This window comes from Rhodanobacter sp. Col0626, assembly GCF_049994385.1.
GTDB lineage: Bacteria > Pseudomonadota > Gammaproteobacteria > Xanthomonadales > Rhodanobacteraceae > Rhodanobacter.
Genome location: NZ_CP188260.1, coordinates 1908546 through 1922439, shown reverse-complemented (window position 1 = coordinate 1922439; position 13894 = coordinate 1908546). Strand labels below are relative to the sequence as shown.

General features: G+C 64.8%; 14 protein-coding genes and 1 riboswitch. Of the genes, 9 read left to right on the top strand and 5 right to left on the bottom strand.

Annotated elements, in window-relative coordinates:
• Positions 1–20: 20 nt before the first annotated feature.
• From ACPPVV_RS08080 to ACPPVV_RS08045, 8 genes are read left to right on the top strand one after another with little or no spacing between them, the layout of a single operon-like run.
• Positions 21–425: a hypothetical protein gene (locus ACPPVV_RS08080; RefSeq protein ID WP_426702940.1), complete on the top strand. Its 405-nt coding sequence runs from the start codon at positions 21–23 to the stop codon at positions 423–425.
• Between the two features lie 9 nt (positions 426–434).
• Positions 435–1223, top strand: coding sequence for a type III secretion system inner membrane ring lipoprotein SctJ (gene sctJ / locus ACPPVV_RS08075; protein WP_426702939.1), 789 nt, complete (start codon positions 435–437; stop codon positions 1221–1223).
• On the top strand, positions 1213–1917 hold the full coding sequence (locus ACPPVV_RS08070; RefSeq protein ID WP_426702938.1) for a hypothetical protein: 705 nt from the start codon (positions 1213–1215) through the stop codon (positions 1915–1917). Before sctJ ends, ACPPVV_RS08070 begins: the two co-directional genes overlap by 11 nt.
• A 5-nt stretch (positions 1918–1922) precedes the next feature.
• Positions 1923–2552, top strand: a complete 630-nt coding sequence (locus ACPPVV_RS08065; protein WP_426703196.1) for a FliH/SctL family protein — start codon at positions 1923–1925, stop codon at positions 2550–2552.
• A 10-nt stretch (positions 2553–2562) separates the two neighbouring features.
• Complete coding sequence (locus ACPPVV_RS08060; RefSeq protein WP_426703195.1) at positions 2563–3870, top strand: FliI/YscN family ATPase; 1308 nt, start codon at positions 2563–2565, stop codon at positions 3868–3870.
• Entirely contained in the window at positions 3867–4352 is a 486-nt protein-coding gene (locus ACPPVV_RS08055; protein WP_426702937.1) for a hypothetical protein, read from the top strand. The genes ACPPVV_RS08060 and ACPPVV_RS08055 overlap by 4 nt, the downstream gene beginning before the upstream one ends.
• A gap of 7 nt (positions 4353–4359) precedes the next feature.
• Positions 4360–5100, top strand: coding sequence for a type III secretion HpaP family protein (locus ACPPVV_RS08050; protein WP_426702936.1), 741 nt, complete (start codon positions 4360–4362; stop codon positions 5098–5100).
• Between the two features lie 13 nt (positions 5101–5113).
• Entirely contained in the window at positions 5114–6490 is a 1377-nt protein-coding gene (locus tag ACPPVV_RS08045; RefSeq protein ID WP_426702935.1) for a hypothetical protein, read from the top strand.
• 42 nt (positions 6491–6532) lie between these two features.
• On the opposite strand, the gene ACPPVV_RS08040 is transcribed toward ACPPVV_RS08045, so the two are convergent.
• The 4 genes from ACPPVV_RS08040 to ACPPVV_RS08025 all read right to left on the bottom strand — a co-directional run bounded on the left by ACPPVV_RS08040 (position 6533) and on the right by ACPPVV_RS08025 (position 9504).
• A complete protein-coding gene (locus ACPPVV_RS08040) occupies positions 6533–7201 on the bottom strand; it encodes an ankyrin repeat domain-containing protein (protein ID WP_426702934.1) in 669 nt (222 codons plus the stop codon).
• Between the two features lie 199 nt (positions 7202–7400).
• A complete protein-coding gene (locus ACPPVV_RS08035; RefSeq protein ID WP_426702933.1) occupies positions 7401–8381 on the bottom strand; it encodes a hypothetical protein in 981 nt (326 codons plus the stop codon).
• 142 nt (positions 8382–8523) lie between these two features.
• Entirely contained in the window at positions 8524–8961 is a 438-nt protein-coding gene (locus ACPPVV_RS08030; RefSeq protein ID WP_426702932.1) for a hypothetical protein, read from the bottom strand.
• A 135-nt stretch (positions 8962–9096) separates the two neighbouring features.
• Positions 9097–9504, bottom strand: coding sequence for a VOC family protein (locus tag ACPPVV_RS08025; RefSeq protein WP_426702931.1), 408 nt, complete (start codon positions 9502–9504; stop codon positions 9097–9099).
• A gap of 214 nt (positions 9505–9718) precedes the next feature.
• Positions 9719–9829, top strand: a riboswitch (glycine riboswitch).
• A gap of 39 nt (positions 9830–9868) precedes the next feature.
• Between ACPPVV_RS08025 and gcvP the strand changes: the two genes are divergently transcribed.
• On the top strand, positions 9869–12754 hold the full coding sequence (gene gcvP / locus ACPPVV_RS08020) for an aminomethyl-transferring glycine dehydrogenase (protein ID WP_426702930.1): 2886 nt from the start codon (positions 9869–9871) through the stop codon (positions 12752–12754).
• A gap of 147 nt (positions 12755–12901) precedes the next feature.
• On the opposite strand, the gene ACPPVV_RS08015 is transcribed toward gcvP, so the two are convergent.
• The gene (locus ACPPVV_RS08015; RefSeq protein WP_426702929.1) at positions 12902–13840 is read right to left on the bottom strand and encodes a GGDEF domain-containing protein; all 939 of its coding nucleotides are present in this window, start codon (positions 13838–13840) and stop codon (positions 12902–12904) included.
• Positions 13841–13894 lie beyond the last annotated feature (54 nt).

Below are 13894 nucleotides of genomic sequence, written 5' to 3'. Positions count from 1 at the left end.
ACATCACCTGGAGGCGACACATGAACGTAGTCCCGACCCCGATGGTCAACGTGGCCAGTTTCGCCAATACGCCCGCTGCCACCACGGCACCGGCGCATGTCGACGACATCGCGAAATTTCAGCAGAACTTCGCCGATGCGGCACCGGCCAACCACGTGCAGAACGGGGAAGTTACCCCGGTAACGCACGAATTGAGCACGGGCTTCCGCGCCGTGCTCAATCAGTTCGACTCGTTGAACGGCCATGCCAGCAAGATCGGCAAGATGGCAGAGGCCATGCGCAGCAGTGGACGCGATCTGGCGCCCAGCCAGATCATCGACATGACCATGCAATGCCAGCAGATGGTATTTCAGGCCGAGCTGACTTCGAACGTTGCCAACCGCAGTTCGGATGGCATACAGCAACTGTTCCGTCAGCAGTCCTGAGGACACATCATGGCGAAGCGTTTGACCAGTGGCATGGCGTGGCGGTTGGCAACCCTGATCCTGGCATTGGGGTTGCTGGCCGGCTGCAGCCGTGATGCGCTCTACGCCCATCTCGACGAGCAGCAAGCCAACGATGTCGTCGCGGCGCTGATCAACAACGGCGTCGATGCGGAGAAAAAGCCCGCCGAGCGCAGCGATGGCTGGCAGGTATTGATCGATCGCCGCGACATGCCCACGGCAGTGGCGGTACTGCGTGATGCCGGACTGCCGCACCAGAGTTCCGACAGCTACACGCAGATGTTCAAGAAGAACGGCTTGGTGTCATCGCCGCTGGAGGACAAGCAACGTTTCATCTATGCGCGGGAGCAGGAACTCGGGCATACGTTGCGGCAGTTCGACGGGGTCGTGGATGCCTATGTCTACTTGTCGATGCCGGACAAGGACCCGTTGAGCGACAAGCCGCCGAGCGGCTCGGCATCCGTGGTGATCATCGCCCGACCCAACGCCGGCATCGAAAGCCGCGCGCCGGACATCAAGGCGACCGTGATGACCGGCACCGAAGGCCTGACCGATCCCAGCCGGGTCACCGTACAGTTTTTCCAGCGCACGCCATCGGAGGTGAACCCTACCGCGGTCCGCGCAAACCAGACCAACGCGCTGACGCGCGGTGATGCCACGTCCTGGTTGCTGATCGGCCTCGCACTGCTGGCCGTGCTGCTCGCCGCCGTGCTGTTGTGGCGCAATCGCAGCACCCTGCTCGGCAGCCAGTCGCGTATGCCGGTGCGCCATGAACGTTGAGCAGGTGGCCGCAACCGCACGCCAACAGCAGGCACGAGCGCTGCTCGACGGTCTGCACGCGACGCAGTTCGGTTCCTTGCCGGAATCCTTGCTGGCGTCGGCGCGTAGCTCCGCGCTTGGGCGCCGCATGCTCGCGCGAACCATGTCGCGTCGCCTGCCTGACCTGTTCGCGCCGGATCAGGAACGTTGGCAATCCTGGCAAAACAGCGAAGGCTGGCTGCAATGGCCGCAGTCGCGACTGGAATCCTTCACCCGCACCCTCGGCGCGATGGCGCTGGGCCCCGCGCTGCGGATGATCGTGGAGCGCAGCACCGTGCTGTTTGTGCGTGACGTGCTGGGCCAGGACCACTGGCGCCAGGCGCAGCTGGCAGCGCCGTGGAAAGGGGCTCCGCCGGAAACGATCCGGCTGATGGGTGCCACCGTGTTACGACGCTGCGGCAACGACGCCGAAGCGTTGACGACGGCCATCTTCGAGCGCGGCCAGATCGAATTCATCGGCCACGCGGAACGCCGCCACCCGGAACTCGCCACCCGGCTGGCACTTGGCTATGCACAGGCACCGGCAACGCCGTGCAGCAAGGAAACCTGGCTGCCGTTGAATACCGTTGCCGATCTCCTTGCCGCCGAAGCGGCTACGGATGCGCTGCTGCTGCAAGCGAAGTTCACGCCACTGGAAGAGGATCCGCCGCCGTGAACGCCATGATCGCCGACCGGGAACGCTTCCAGCTCCACATCGATGCGGGTGTCGTGCCTGCGCAAGCGTGGTCGTCGCTCACCGAAGCACAGGCCATTGTCGACCAGGCCAACGCCATGCTCCATCAGGTGAAAGCCGATGTGGCGCAGGTTCGCGAGGACGCCCGCCGTGAAGGACTGCAGCTTGGCCATCGACAGGGCGTCGCCGATTTCGCGGCGACCCTGCAGGCGCTGACTGACGCACGCGCCACGGCCACCGCGGATCTGCGCCGCCGTGCCGGCGACATCGCGATCGGCGTGGTCCGGCACATCGCACCGGCGATCGGCGCAGAGCGGCTGGTGGCATCGCTGGTCGCCGAAGCGATGCAGAAACTGGTCTTCGAACCGCACCTGCTGGTGCGGGTCCATCCGGATGCCGTGGCGCGGGCGCGCGCCGAAGTCGCCGCGCTGGGCGCAGCGGCGGCACCGGATACGGAAATCATCGGTGACCCGGAACTGGACCGCTTCGACTGCATCATCGAATCCGCCGGCGGCGTGGTTCGCGCCGGCTTCAACGAACAGCTCGACCAGGCGCGGGTGATCCTCGCCGCGGCCGAACAGAACTCCGGAGGCAAGCGTGAACGCGCGGACTCCTGACGACGTGCTGCTGGAAGGCCACGACCCGCTGCTGCGCGCGCTCAGCCGCAGCGATACGCTGCAGCGCGTAGGTCGCGTCGCCGAGGCGTACGGCACGCTGGTGCGGGCCACCGGCGTGCGCGCCGCCATCGGCGAGCTTTGCATGCTGGAACAAGCCGACACCGGTTTCAGTTTGCCGGCGGAGGTTGTCGGCGTATCGCAGCAGCAAACCCTGCTTACGCCGCTCGGGCCGCTCGAAGGCATCTCCACCGCCACCACGGTAACGGCCACCGGACGCCAGGCCACGGCGCCCGCCGGCATGAGCCTGCTAGGCCGGGTACTTGACGCGCACGGCGAACCGCTGGACGGATTGGGCCCGCTGGAGAACATCGAGCGCGTGCCGCTGTATGCCGCGTCGCCGAACCCGCTGGGCCGTAGCACGATCGACGAGGCACTACCCACCGGCGTACGCGCCATCGATGCAGCGCTGACCATCGGCCGCGGCCAGCGCACCGGTATCTTCGCCGTCGCCGGCGGTGGCAAGAGCACCCTGCTCGGCATGCTGGCGCGCAACGCGCAGGCAGACGTCAATGTCATCGTGCTGGTCGGCGAGCGCGGGCGCGAAGTCAACGAATTCCTGCGCGACAGCCTGGGCGAGGACGGCATGAAACGCACCGTGCTGGTGGTCGCCACCTCCGACCGTCCGGCACTCGAACGCAGCCGGGTCGCCTGGCTTGGCACCGCCATCGCCGAATACTTCCGCGACCGCGGCATGAACGTGCTGCTGATGATGGATTCGGTGACCCGTTTCGCGCGGGCGCTTCGCGATGTCGGCTTGGCGATGGGCGAGCCACCGTCACGCCGCGGCTTCACGCCATCGGTGTTCTCCGCGCTGCCACGCCTGTTTGAGCGCGCAGGCACCAACGAGCGCGGCGCCATTACGGCGTTCTATACCGTGCTGATGGAGGACGAGGACGGCAGCGATCCGATCGCCGAGGAAGTGCGATCGATCCTGGACGGCCATATCTATCTGTCGCGACGTCTCGCGCAAGCCAATCATTATCCGGCCATCGACCTGCTCGCCAGCGCCAGCCGCCTGATGCCGCGGGTCACCCAGCCATCCCATCAGCGTGCCGCCGGCCTGTTGCGACGCTACCTGGCGAAGTACCGCGAGATCGAGATGCTGCTGCAACTGGGTGAATACAAACCCGGCGGCGATGCCGACGCCGACACCGCGATTGCCCGTATGGACGCCATCAATCAGCTGCTTCGCCAGGATACCCACGAACAGGCTGATTTCGTCGCAACGCGCAGCCGTCTCACCGGGGTATGCACGTGAGCGGCAAATTTCCGCTCGAGCCACTCTGCCTCCTTCGCGGCATCCGCCTGCGAGGCTTCGAGGCGGAGTTGCGCAGCTGTCGCGAACGCTATGACCAGGTCGAGGGCGAACGACTCGCGGCAGTCGAATCACTGGCGCAGACGCTGCGGCTGCGCAGCGAATTTGCCGAAAATTCGTGGAGAAAGTTGTTCGAGCGGAACTGTCCGACCGGTTCGGCGATGGACCGTCACGAGCGGCACCTTGCCCTGCTCGATCAGGGCATCGTGGAGCACCAGGCCCATTTGGTGGCATGCGAACAGGTCAGTGACGATGCACGCCTGATGCTCGATGCCGCACTCGCCGCGTGGCGAAAGGCACGCAGCAAGCTCGATGCCGTCGGCGAAATGAAACAGGAATGGCAGCGCTCGGCGCGCAGCCAGCAGGAACGTCTCGAGGAGCAAAGCCTGGAAGAACTCGCGCTCCGCCAGGCCCCCATCAGCTGAGGTCGATATGCGCAACGAATCCACCACATCTTCATCGCGCGATGCCGTGTCGAGCCATGTCCATGCACCGGCACGCGGATCAAAACCCGGCAAGCCCGATGCCACGCATGACCACGAGAACGTCCAGCGTTTCCGCAAGTTGATGGACGGCAAGGCTTCCGGCCGCCAGGACCCGGGAAATACCGATGAGCTCACCGACCTGTCCGGTGCAGCAACCAAGAAGCTGTCGCTGGAACAGGAACAGGCGCTGCGCGAACTGTTGCAACGCCAGATGGATTCGGCTGAAGGCAAGGCCGCGCTGATTTTCCGCGACGACTCCGAAGGTGGCGACAGCCAGTCCGGCGATACACACGACGACCAGGCGGGCGCCAACGCAGGCGCGCAGCTGCTTCAGCAGACGACGCAGGCCACCCAATACACCATCCAGCAACCCACGGCGGCGGCGCAATCGGCGTTTACGCCCGCCCTGGCCGAACTGATCGAGCGCCACGTAAAGCAGTTGCTGGTGCCCGATGCCACCAGCCGCAGCTCGGCACAGTCGCGCGAGATCATGATTACGCTGAAGAACGGGCTGCTGCCGGATACCGACCTATGGTTGAGCCGGACCGACAAGGGATGGCGGCTTCGCGCCGACACGCATTCGGCCAACGCCTATCACGCGCTGGTCGAGGGTGCACCGCAACTGATCGAACGTTTCGCCAGCAGCAAGCTGGGCGAGCTCGAAGTTGACCCCGTGTTGCTTGGCTGAGGAGGCGGCATCGATGTCATTCTTTTCCCATCTTCCCGGCCACAACCCCCTGTTGCGGCTGCTCAGCATCGACCATACCGGCCGCGCGAGCAGCCATGATGACGGCGATGGACTTCGCTTCGGTTATCCAATGAACCTGGGCGATACGCTCAATACCATCGCCAGCAAACTGCAGATACCGATCAACGAGCTGCTCACCAGCAATCCCTCGCTGCATGCCGACAGCCCGCTCACGCCGGGTCTCGACATCGCGCTGCCCACCCACCACATCGATCGCGTTATCGACAACGTCACGCAACTGGCGAGGCCCGATGCAGCGGCAAGCCATGCGACCTCCGATGTGCCGCGTCCACCGCCATCGAGCAACTCCCCAGCGTTGCCGATGACGCCAGCGTCGCCGCCGGACAGCAGCCACGACGTGGTGGTTTCACCGGCGCGGACCATTGACGACACCGGCATGGCCGGCCGTAGCAGCACTTTCGGTACGGCCGCTGCTGCATCGAGTGTGGTGGCGAGCAGTGCCTCCCTGGCGCCAACGCAAGGCATCGTGGGTGATCGAAGCGCCTACGCGGCGCCCGGTTCCACCGTGACCGGCAAGGTCGCCCCGTCCACCGACGCGGTGAATTTCAGCCAGGCGGCCAGCAGCACGATCCAGATGGTGCAATCACAACACGACGGCGAACTGCCGCCACCGCCGCTGCCACAGAATGCCGATCGTGCCCTGCCTCTTTTCAACACCTCCGCGGTCCAGACGTCGTGGATGCCGCAAGCCGTACCCACCGGTTGGAACACGGTCATCGCGGCCACCGGCAGCAACGATGCCCGATTGCAGATCATGGCGCTGCTGGCCATCCAGATCGGCGGTGCGGCGATCAGTAACGGCCAGGTCACCGGGCAGACGCCCGGCTTCATCGATCCACAGGCGGTCGCCGCCTACGCAAACAGCATGCGTGCCGGACACAGCATCGACCTGGGTGCCGGCCGCCGCATGGAGTTTTCGCTGGCCTCCGACCAGTTGCGTCGGGTGGGGGCGATCGGTGAGGAAGGACGCGCCGTTTCGGTGGGCTCGCGCCGCACCGGCGACGGCCTCGATGAAGTTCAAGACGACCAGCGCGCCGAAGCAGACGAAGAGACCCAGGACGGCCATGAGCAACGTCAGCATGAGCAGCGCCGACTCGCCGCCATCGCTGCGCTGCGCCGGCGCCGGCGACCACTCAGCACGCGCTGTCGTTACTGGCACGGTGAACGTCGGCCGCTCTACGCATCCAGCGACAGTCGTTATCCGAAGGGTGTGGATCTGGCGGAATTTCGCAGCCGGCTGCCGCAGCGCTATTTGTGGACGGCATCGCCAGGCCCTGCCCGTCCCGGAAAACCCCGCAACGATCCATAGCGAAGGGGCTTTCGTCCATTCGCTATTCAACGGGCCTGAACGTTACGGCCCGCCGCTTTCCACCGCCACGCCATGTTGCCGCAGCCATTGGTGAACCTGCTCGTGCCCGGCGCGCGCCGTGGCATTGAGGCCCCCGGCTGGGGTGATGTTGAAGTAGGTCTGGAAAGTGGCACCCTGCTGATTGCGCCGCCCCGGATCGGCCCCCGCTTCAAGCAATGCCAGCACGCAGCGTGTCTTGTGCACCTTGGCGGCCATGTGCAACGGGGTATTGCCGAGCCGGTCGGCGCGGTTCGGGTCGGCATGGTGCGCCATGAGGAGTTGAAACGCGTCGTCGTCCGGATTCATCAACGCGGCGTCCAGCGGCGGCGCCTGGGTGACGCCATGCGGCGTATCGGGGCTGGCGCCGTGGTCGAGCAGGATCTTCAGATAGGTCGGATCGTTTGCCATCGCCGCCATGTGCATCACGGTCGCGCCACCCATACCCGGACGTGATGCATCGGCGCCATTGTCGAGCAAGGCAGTCAGTCCTTTCGGACTCTGCTGCAACAACGCCCATTCAGGCAGGGTGACGCCGCGATCGCCTTGCGCGTTCGGATCGACACCCGCCGCGACCAGCGCATGGATTCCTTCCGCATCGCCCTCGCCCACGGCGGTGGCCAGTTGTGCCACGCGCGCATCGGCGAATACCTGGTCTGCCTTCGTGCTGTTCAAGCGCGCTCTCCCGGATGCGATACCTGCCAGCAAGGTGCAGGCAAGCAACATGATCACGCATCCTACGCGACGATGATGGCGGTGGTTCATGCCGTGTGCTCCGCGCATTGGCACCTGCTCGCTGGATGCGACAGGGCGTGATATATCGCCGAGTCGGCCACATCGCGCGTCATGCGCATGTGGAGGGATGCCGAATATCTCAGGATGCCCAGGGATGATCGTTGCCCAACGCGGTGATCACCGGATCGATGTAGTGCAGATCCACCGCGTGTTTGGCTTTGTCGACGAGATATTTCGCTTCCAGCACCTCGCCCTTGCCGTCGGCCCAGTCGTACCAATGGATGTTCGGTTTGGTCAGCGGATCGGGATCGGTGAGGGTGATCTTGTGGCCGACGGCATCCGGTATCGGCGTGCTTTCCTGCAGGCCGGTGAGGATTTCTCCGCCGATCGCGTAGCGACGGATCAGGCCATCGTCGGCCTGCTGTTTCAACGCGGTGGTATCGCCGTCGGGAATCGACCGCTTGATGGTCTCGTCGTTGAGACCGGAAGCATTGAAGGTGACTGCCGCCGAATCGGTGGCCAGCGAAGCGATCGAGGCAAGGCCACCGCCCAGCGAATGCCCGGTGATCGCCAGCGAATTGCCGAAAGCCGCCTTCGCTTCGGTAGCCAGCGCGACGGCCTGGTTGTATTCGGCGGCCGGCAGGCCAAGGCCCTGCTCGGCATTGTTCAACCAGTCCTTGGCATCGTTGGAACCGGCAAAGGCCAGCACGTGGTCGCCGTTCTTGTCCTGGTAGATCGCAGCGCGGAAACCCGTACTCGGATCTTCCAGCGATGCCGGATCGATGCCGGCCTGCTGCAACTGGTCATCGGTGAGCCGGCTCCAGCCGGTAACCCCCTTGCTGTCCGGATCGTAGACGTCCTGACAGATCAGGGCCATCTGCACGTCGAGCGCCTTGGCATCGGTGCCGCGCACTTGCGCGTCGAAATCGGGTGCGGTTCCATCGGTGCGGCTGCCGAACAGGTTGCGAGTCAAGCCAGCCAATTGCGGATTGAAGCCGATCTGCGGCACCGACAGATGCGCGCTCGCCGCCGCGTTCGTGTGGGCAGTGGCGAAATCCCTGTCTGCAAGAGCGGACGGTTCGACCGGACTGGCGCGGTGGGTCTGCAACTGCAAGGACATCGCACTCACTCCCGGCGGGTCGTTGATGAACGATAGCTGCTGGCAGCGTCGGCGATCAGCTAGGGCCGTCCCTAGCTTGGGTCATCCCTAGCTTGAGTCATCCCAGTCGGGTCGATCAGGCGGCGCAACGCCAAGCTCCCTGTCAGGGCGATGAGTTGTCGCCAAAAAGCGTCGACGGCGCGCCATGGTCCCGGCTCCAGCTCGTCCAGGGCACATCGGTGGCGCCGATGCTGTCCACCTTCACCGTCCACCGGCCATGCACGCGTCGCAGCAACGCATCGTATTTCGCCGATTTGAGTCCGTGTCGGTCGGCCTCTTCGTAGCGCGTGCCGGTATAGCTGACGGCTTGGCCCTGCGCGTCCTGCATGGTGGCATGCAGGTATGCCCAGCTATCGGCCAGTCGCAGCTGCTCCACCTTGAAACGCACCGGCTTGCCCAGCTGCGACTGCACTTTCGTCCGTGCCGCATCCAGCACGTCGCGGCGCTCCGGCGACTGCACGGAGGGTGTTTGCAGCAGTGCCTGTGCATGAACCTGGCCCAGCGTGGCAATCACCAGAGTGGCAAGCAGGATGGGGCGCATCGGGTGACTCCTGATGTGAAGATGATTCACGCGCCGTCGCCATGAGCGCAACCAGCACGATTTCAAACAGGAGTATGCCGATTTGCCACACGACCTCATGCTGGGGTTTTCCCGAGCATGAGGTCGTGGAGGTGCTTATCCGGACGGCGGGCCTTTCAGCTCGACCATGTTTCCTTGCGGGTCGTACAGGTAGATCGAAGGTCCCTCGCCCTGCGCGCCGTAGCGGGAGCCCAGCTCGCCGATCCGCACGCCATGCGCCTTGAGATGGCTCAGGATCGCTGCCTCGTCGTAATCCTCCACGCGCAGGCACAGATGATCCATGTTGTGGCCTTCAGCGCCCGGCGCGGCACCGCCATGACGACCGAGCTTGCCATCGATACGGACCAGATCGATCAGTGAGGCACCGGCGCGCAATTGCACCAGACCGATCTCGTCCTGTCGCCGCTCCTCGCGGCACCCCAGCACCTCGCAATAGAAACGCTGCATCGCGGCCATGTCGATGGCGCGCAGCACGACATGGTCGATTTCACCGATACGGATCATGGTGGGCTCCGATGGTTCAGAAACAGCTTCAGAGCATAACCCGGCCCCGCGACCGGGGATTCGCTGAACCACGTCCCGACTGACCGCGACATGCCCCGCCAGCCCTGTATAATCGTCCGGGTAAACGCATGGTGGGAGAAGTGGCCGGCCCTCAGGGGCACGACCGCTGCCGAAGACGCAACGCCCGTAATCGCTCAGGCCCCACACCATCACGCGTAAACACTCTGGAGAGACCGGTTGAATCCGGCGCCGAAGGGGCACGAAGCCCGGGTCAGTCGATCGATCCGGTTTCCAAACTCTCAGGCAAAAGGACAGAGGGGCGCCCCGCGTGCGGCTTCGCACGTTGCCTTCGGACGCCCCTGCCATGAGCCCTGCCCCTGTGAGTACGCCTAACTTTTCCTCGCTGCGCGACCTCGAGCAGCACGACGCCTTCATTGCACGCCACATCGGTCCCAACGATGCCGAGATCGCGCAGATGCTGCATGTCATTGGCCACGATTCGCTGGAATCGATGACCGACGCCATCGTGCCCGCCAAGATCAAGTCACCTGCGCCGCTGGCGCTGCCGCAGGCGATCACCGAAGTCGAGGCGCTGGCCAAGATCCGCCTCATCGCGGACAAGAACCAGGTGTTCCGCAGCTTCATCGGCCAGGGCTATTACGGCACCCACACACCCAACGTCATCCTGCGCAATATCCTGGAGAACCCGGCGTGGTACACGGCCTATACGCCGTACCAGGCGGAGATTTCGCAGGGCCGCATGGAGGCGCTGATCAATTTCCAGACGCTGTGCGCCGACCTCACCGGCATGGAAATCGCCAACGCCTCGCTGCTGGACGAGGCCACTGCCGCGGCCGAGGCGATGACGCTGGCCAAGCGTTCGTGCAAGTCCAGATCCAATGTGTTCTTCGTGTCCAGTGGCGTGCATCCGCAGACGCTGGAAGTGCTCAAGACCCGCGCCGAGGCAATGGGGATCGAGCTGCATATCGGTGACGACGCCCAGGCGGCCACCGTCGACAGCTACGGCATCCTGCTGCAGTACCCGAATACCTTTGGCCGCATCGGCGATTACAAGGCGCTGGCCGATGCCGCGCACGCACGCGGTGCGCTGGTCGCGGTCGCCACCGATCTGCTCGCGCTGACCCTGATCGCCGCGCCCGGCGAATGGGGCGCGGACATCGTGGTCGGCAATTCGCAGCGCTTCGGTGTGCCGTTCGGCAACGGTGGCCCGCACGCCGCCTTCATGGCCTGCCGTGACGCCTACAAGCGTTCGATGCCGGGCCGCCTGATCGGCGTGTCGATCGACGCCGAAGGCAAGCCGGCCTATCGCCTTACTCTGCAAACCCGCGAGCAGCATATCCGCCGCGAGAAGGCCACCTCCAACATTTGCACCGCGCAGGTGCTGCTGGCGGTGATGGCCAGCATGTACGCGGTCTATCACGGCCCCGAAGGGCTCACCCGCATCGCGCGCCGCACGCATCGCCTCGGCGCCATCCTCGCCGCTTCGCTGCGCCAGGCTGGCGTCGATGTGGGCACCGATTTCTTCGACACCCTGCACATCACCGGTGTCGATGCCGTCGCGTTGCACGACAAGGCTGCCGCTGCCCGCCTCAACCTGCGTGCGATCGATGCGAACAGCGTCGGCATCAGCCTGGACGAAACCACCACGCGCGCCGACGTGCTTTCGCTGGCGGCGCTGTTCGGCGCAAGCATCGATGATATCGACGCGCTCGATACGACCACCGCCGACGCCCTGCCCACTGCGCTGCTGCGCAAGAGCAGCTTCCTCACCCATCCGGTGTTCAACACCCACCACAGCGAGCACGAACTGCTGCGCTACATGCGTGCGCTGGCCGACAAGGACCTGGCGATGGATCGCACCATGATCCCGCTGGGCAGCTGCACCATGAAGCTCAACGCCACCGCCGAGATGATCCCGGTCACCTGGCCGGAGTTCGGCAACATCCATCCGCTGGCGCCGAACGCGCAGACCACCGGTTACAAGGAGTTGATCGACGGCCTCGAGGCGATGCTGGTCGAGTGCACCGGCTACGACGCGGTGAGCCTGCAGCCGAACTCCGGCGCCCAGGGCGAATACGCCGGCCTGCTGGCGATCCGTGCGTATCACCGCTCGCGCAACGAAGGCCATCGCGACATCTGCCTGATCCCCGAATCCGCCCACGGCACCAACCCGGCCTCGGCGCAGATGTGCGGCATGACCGTGGTGGTGACCAAGTGCGACAGCAACGGCAACGTCGATGTCGAAGACATCCGCCGCGCCGCCGAAAAACACAGTGGCCGCCTCGCCGCGCTGATGATCACCTACCCGTCCACCCACGGCGTGTTCGAGGAAGACATCGTCGCCATCTGTGAGATCGTCCACGCGCACGGCGGTCAGGTGTACACCGACGGCGCCAACATGAACGCGCTGGTCGGCGTGGCCAAGCCCGGCAAGTGGGGCTCGGACGTGTCGCACCTCAACCTGCACAAGACCTTCTGCATCCCGCACGGCGGCGGTGGCCCGGGCGTCGGCCCGTGCGCGGTGAAATCGCACCTCGCGCCGTTCCTGCCCAAGACGCTCGGCGGCGAAGGCGTTGTCGGCATGGTCAGCGCGGCCAGCCATGGCTCCGCCTCCATCCTGCCGATCTCGTGGATGTACATCACGCTGATGGGCACCCAGGGCCTGCGCAAAGCCACCCAGGTCGCCCTGCTCAACGCCAACTACATCGCCAAGCGGCTGGAAGCGCACTATCCAACCCTGTACACCGGCCGCAATGGGTTGGTCGCGCACGAATGCATCCTCGACCTTCGTCCGCTGAAGGACGCCACCGGCATCGGTGCCGAGGACGTGGCCAAGCGGCTGATCGACTTCGGCTTCCACGCGCCGACGCTGAGCTTCCCGGTCGCCGGTACGTTGATGGTGGAACCGACCGAGAGTGAATCGCAGAGCGAGCTGGACCGCTTCATCGACGCGATGATCCAGATCCGCGACGAGATCCGCGCCGTCGAGGACGGCAAGCTCGATCGCGAGGACAACCCGCTGAAGCACGCGCCGCACACCGCCACCATGGTTTCCGCCAGCGAGTGGACCCACGCCTACCCGCGCGAACTGGCCGCGTTCCCGCTGGCCAGCCTCAAGCTGCAGAAATACTGGTCGCCGGTGGCTCGCGTCGACAACGTCTACGGCGACAAGAACATCATGTGCGCCTGCATCCCGATCGATGCGTACAAGGAAGAAGCCGAGGCGTAATCGCTGCCCGGTACCACCCATGAAAAGGTCCCGCACGCGGGGCCTTTTCATTTAGCCGTCCGTTTCTGTAGGAGCGGCTTCAGCCGCGATGCTTTTCAGCAGGCGGACAGGAGCATCGCGGCTGAAGCCGCTCCTACAACAGCGGGACTACGCGGTGGCGATGCGATTCCTTCCCTGCTGCTTGGCCTGGTACATCTGCCGGTCAACCGCCTCGATGAAGGCCTGCAGCTCCTGGCCGTGCGCGGGGATCGTGGTCATGACGCCGAGGCTGACAGTCAATGACAGGCCGGCCGGGGAGCCCTCATGCGGGATGCGCTCGCCGGCAACGAGATCGCGACAGCGCTCGGCCATCTTCGCGGCGGCCGCTTCGTCTGTCTCGGGCAGCACCAGCACGAATTCCTCGCCACCGAAACGCGCCACCACATCGCGCGCACGCGCCGCTGCCAAGCCCAGCACCTGGGCCACACGCTTGAGACAGTTATCACCTTCGAGATGGCCGTAGCGGTCGTTGTACTGCTTGAAATAATCGATATCGAGCATCACCAGCGACAGCGGCTGCCGATTGCGGCGCGCGTTTTCCCATTCGATCTCGATCAATGCATCGAAACGGCGGCGGTTGGCGATGCCGGTCAGGCCGTCCTTGAACGAAAGCTCCTCCAGCTCCTTCTGCAGCAGTACCAGTTGCTGCTCGGTCTTCTTGCGCTCGCTGATGTCGAACATGAAGCCGATCAGCGAATCGACCGCACCGTCCTCGTTGCGCACCACGTGCACCACGTCGCGGATCCACACATAGCCGCCGTCGCTGGTCAGTGCGCGATAGTCGGCCTCGTGATCGACACCGGCCTGCGACTGCGAAACGCAGAACGCCACCACCCGGTCGCGTTCATCCGGGTGCATGCGGTCCACCCAGTCCTGCACGGTGACCCAACTGGAAGGTGCCCAGCCCAGCAGGGCTTCGATCTGCGGCCCGATATACGCGAACTGCATGGTGGCCCAGTCGATCTTCCAGGGAATCGCCCGCGTCGATTCCAGCAAGGTCTTGTAGACCGCGCTGTCCGGTTCCAGCCGGGTTTCGATATCGACCATTCCGATTTCCCCCATGTTGGTGAAGCAGTCAAGCGAGCCCGCCGACATCCAGCA

What these genes read in the sequence shown, in the direction of transcription:
- ACPPVV_RS08080 (WP_426702940.1), top strand. Translation starts at nt 21, where the DNA reads ATGAACGTAGTCCCGACCCCGATGGTCAACGTGGCCAGTTTCGCCAAT.
- sctJ (WP_426702939.1), top strand. Translation starts at nt 435, where the DNA reads ATGGCGAAGCGTTTGACCAGTGGCATGGCGTGGCGGTTGGCAACCCTG.
- ACPPVV_RS08070 (WP_426702938.1), top strand. Translation starts at nt 1,213, where the DNA reads ATGAACGTTGAGCAGGTGGCCGCAACCGCACGCCAACAGCAGGCACGA.
- ACPPVV_RS08065 (WP_426703196.1), top strand. Translation starts at nt 1,923, where the DNA reads ATGATCGCCGACCGGGAACGCTTCCAGCTCCACATCGATGCGGGTGTC.
- ACPPVV_RS08050 (WP_426702936.1), top strand. Translation starts at nt 4,360, where the DNA reads ATGCGCAACGAATCCACCACATCTTCATCGCGCGATGCCGTGTCGAGC.
- ACPPVV_RS08045 (WP_426702935.1), top strand. Translation starts at nt 5,114, where the DNA reads ATGTCATTCTTTTCCCATCTTCCCGGCCACAACCCCCTGTTGCGGCTG.
- ACPPVV_RS08035 (WP_426702933.1), bottom strand. Translation starts at nt 8,381, where the DNA reads ATGTCCTTGCAGTTGCAGACCCACCGCGCCAGTCCGGTCGAACCGTCC.
- ACPPVV_RS08030 (WP_426702932.1), bottom strand. Translation starts at nt 8,961, where the DNA reads ATGCGCCCCATCCTGCTTGCCACTCTGGTGATTGCCACGCTGGGCCAG.
- ACPPVV_RS08025 (WP_426702931.1), bottom strand. Translation starts at nt 9,504, where the DNA reads ATGATCCGTATCGGTGAAATCGACCATGTCGTGCTGCGCGCCATCGAC.
- gcvP (WP_426702930.1), top strand. Translation starts at nt 9,869, where the DNA reads ATGAGCCCTGCCCCTGTGAGTACGCCTAACTTTTCCTCGCTGCGCGAC.
- ACPPVV_RS08015 (WP_426702929.1), bottom strand. Translation starts at nt 13,840, where the DNA reads ATGGTCGATATCGAAACCCGGCTGGAACCGGACAGCGCGGTCTACAAG.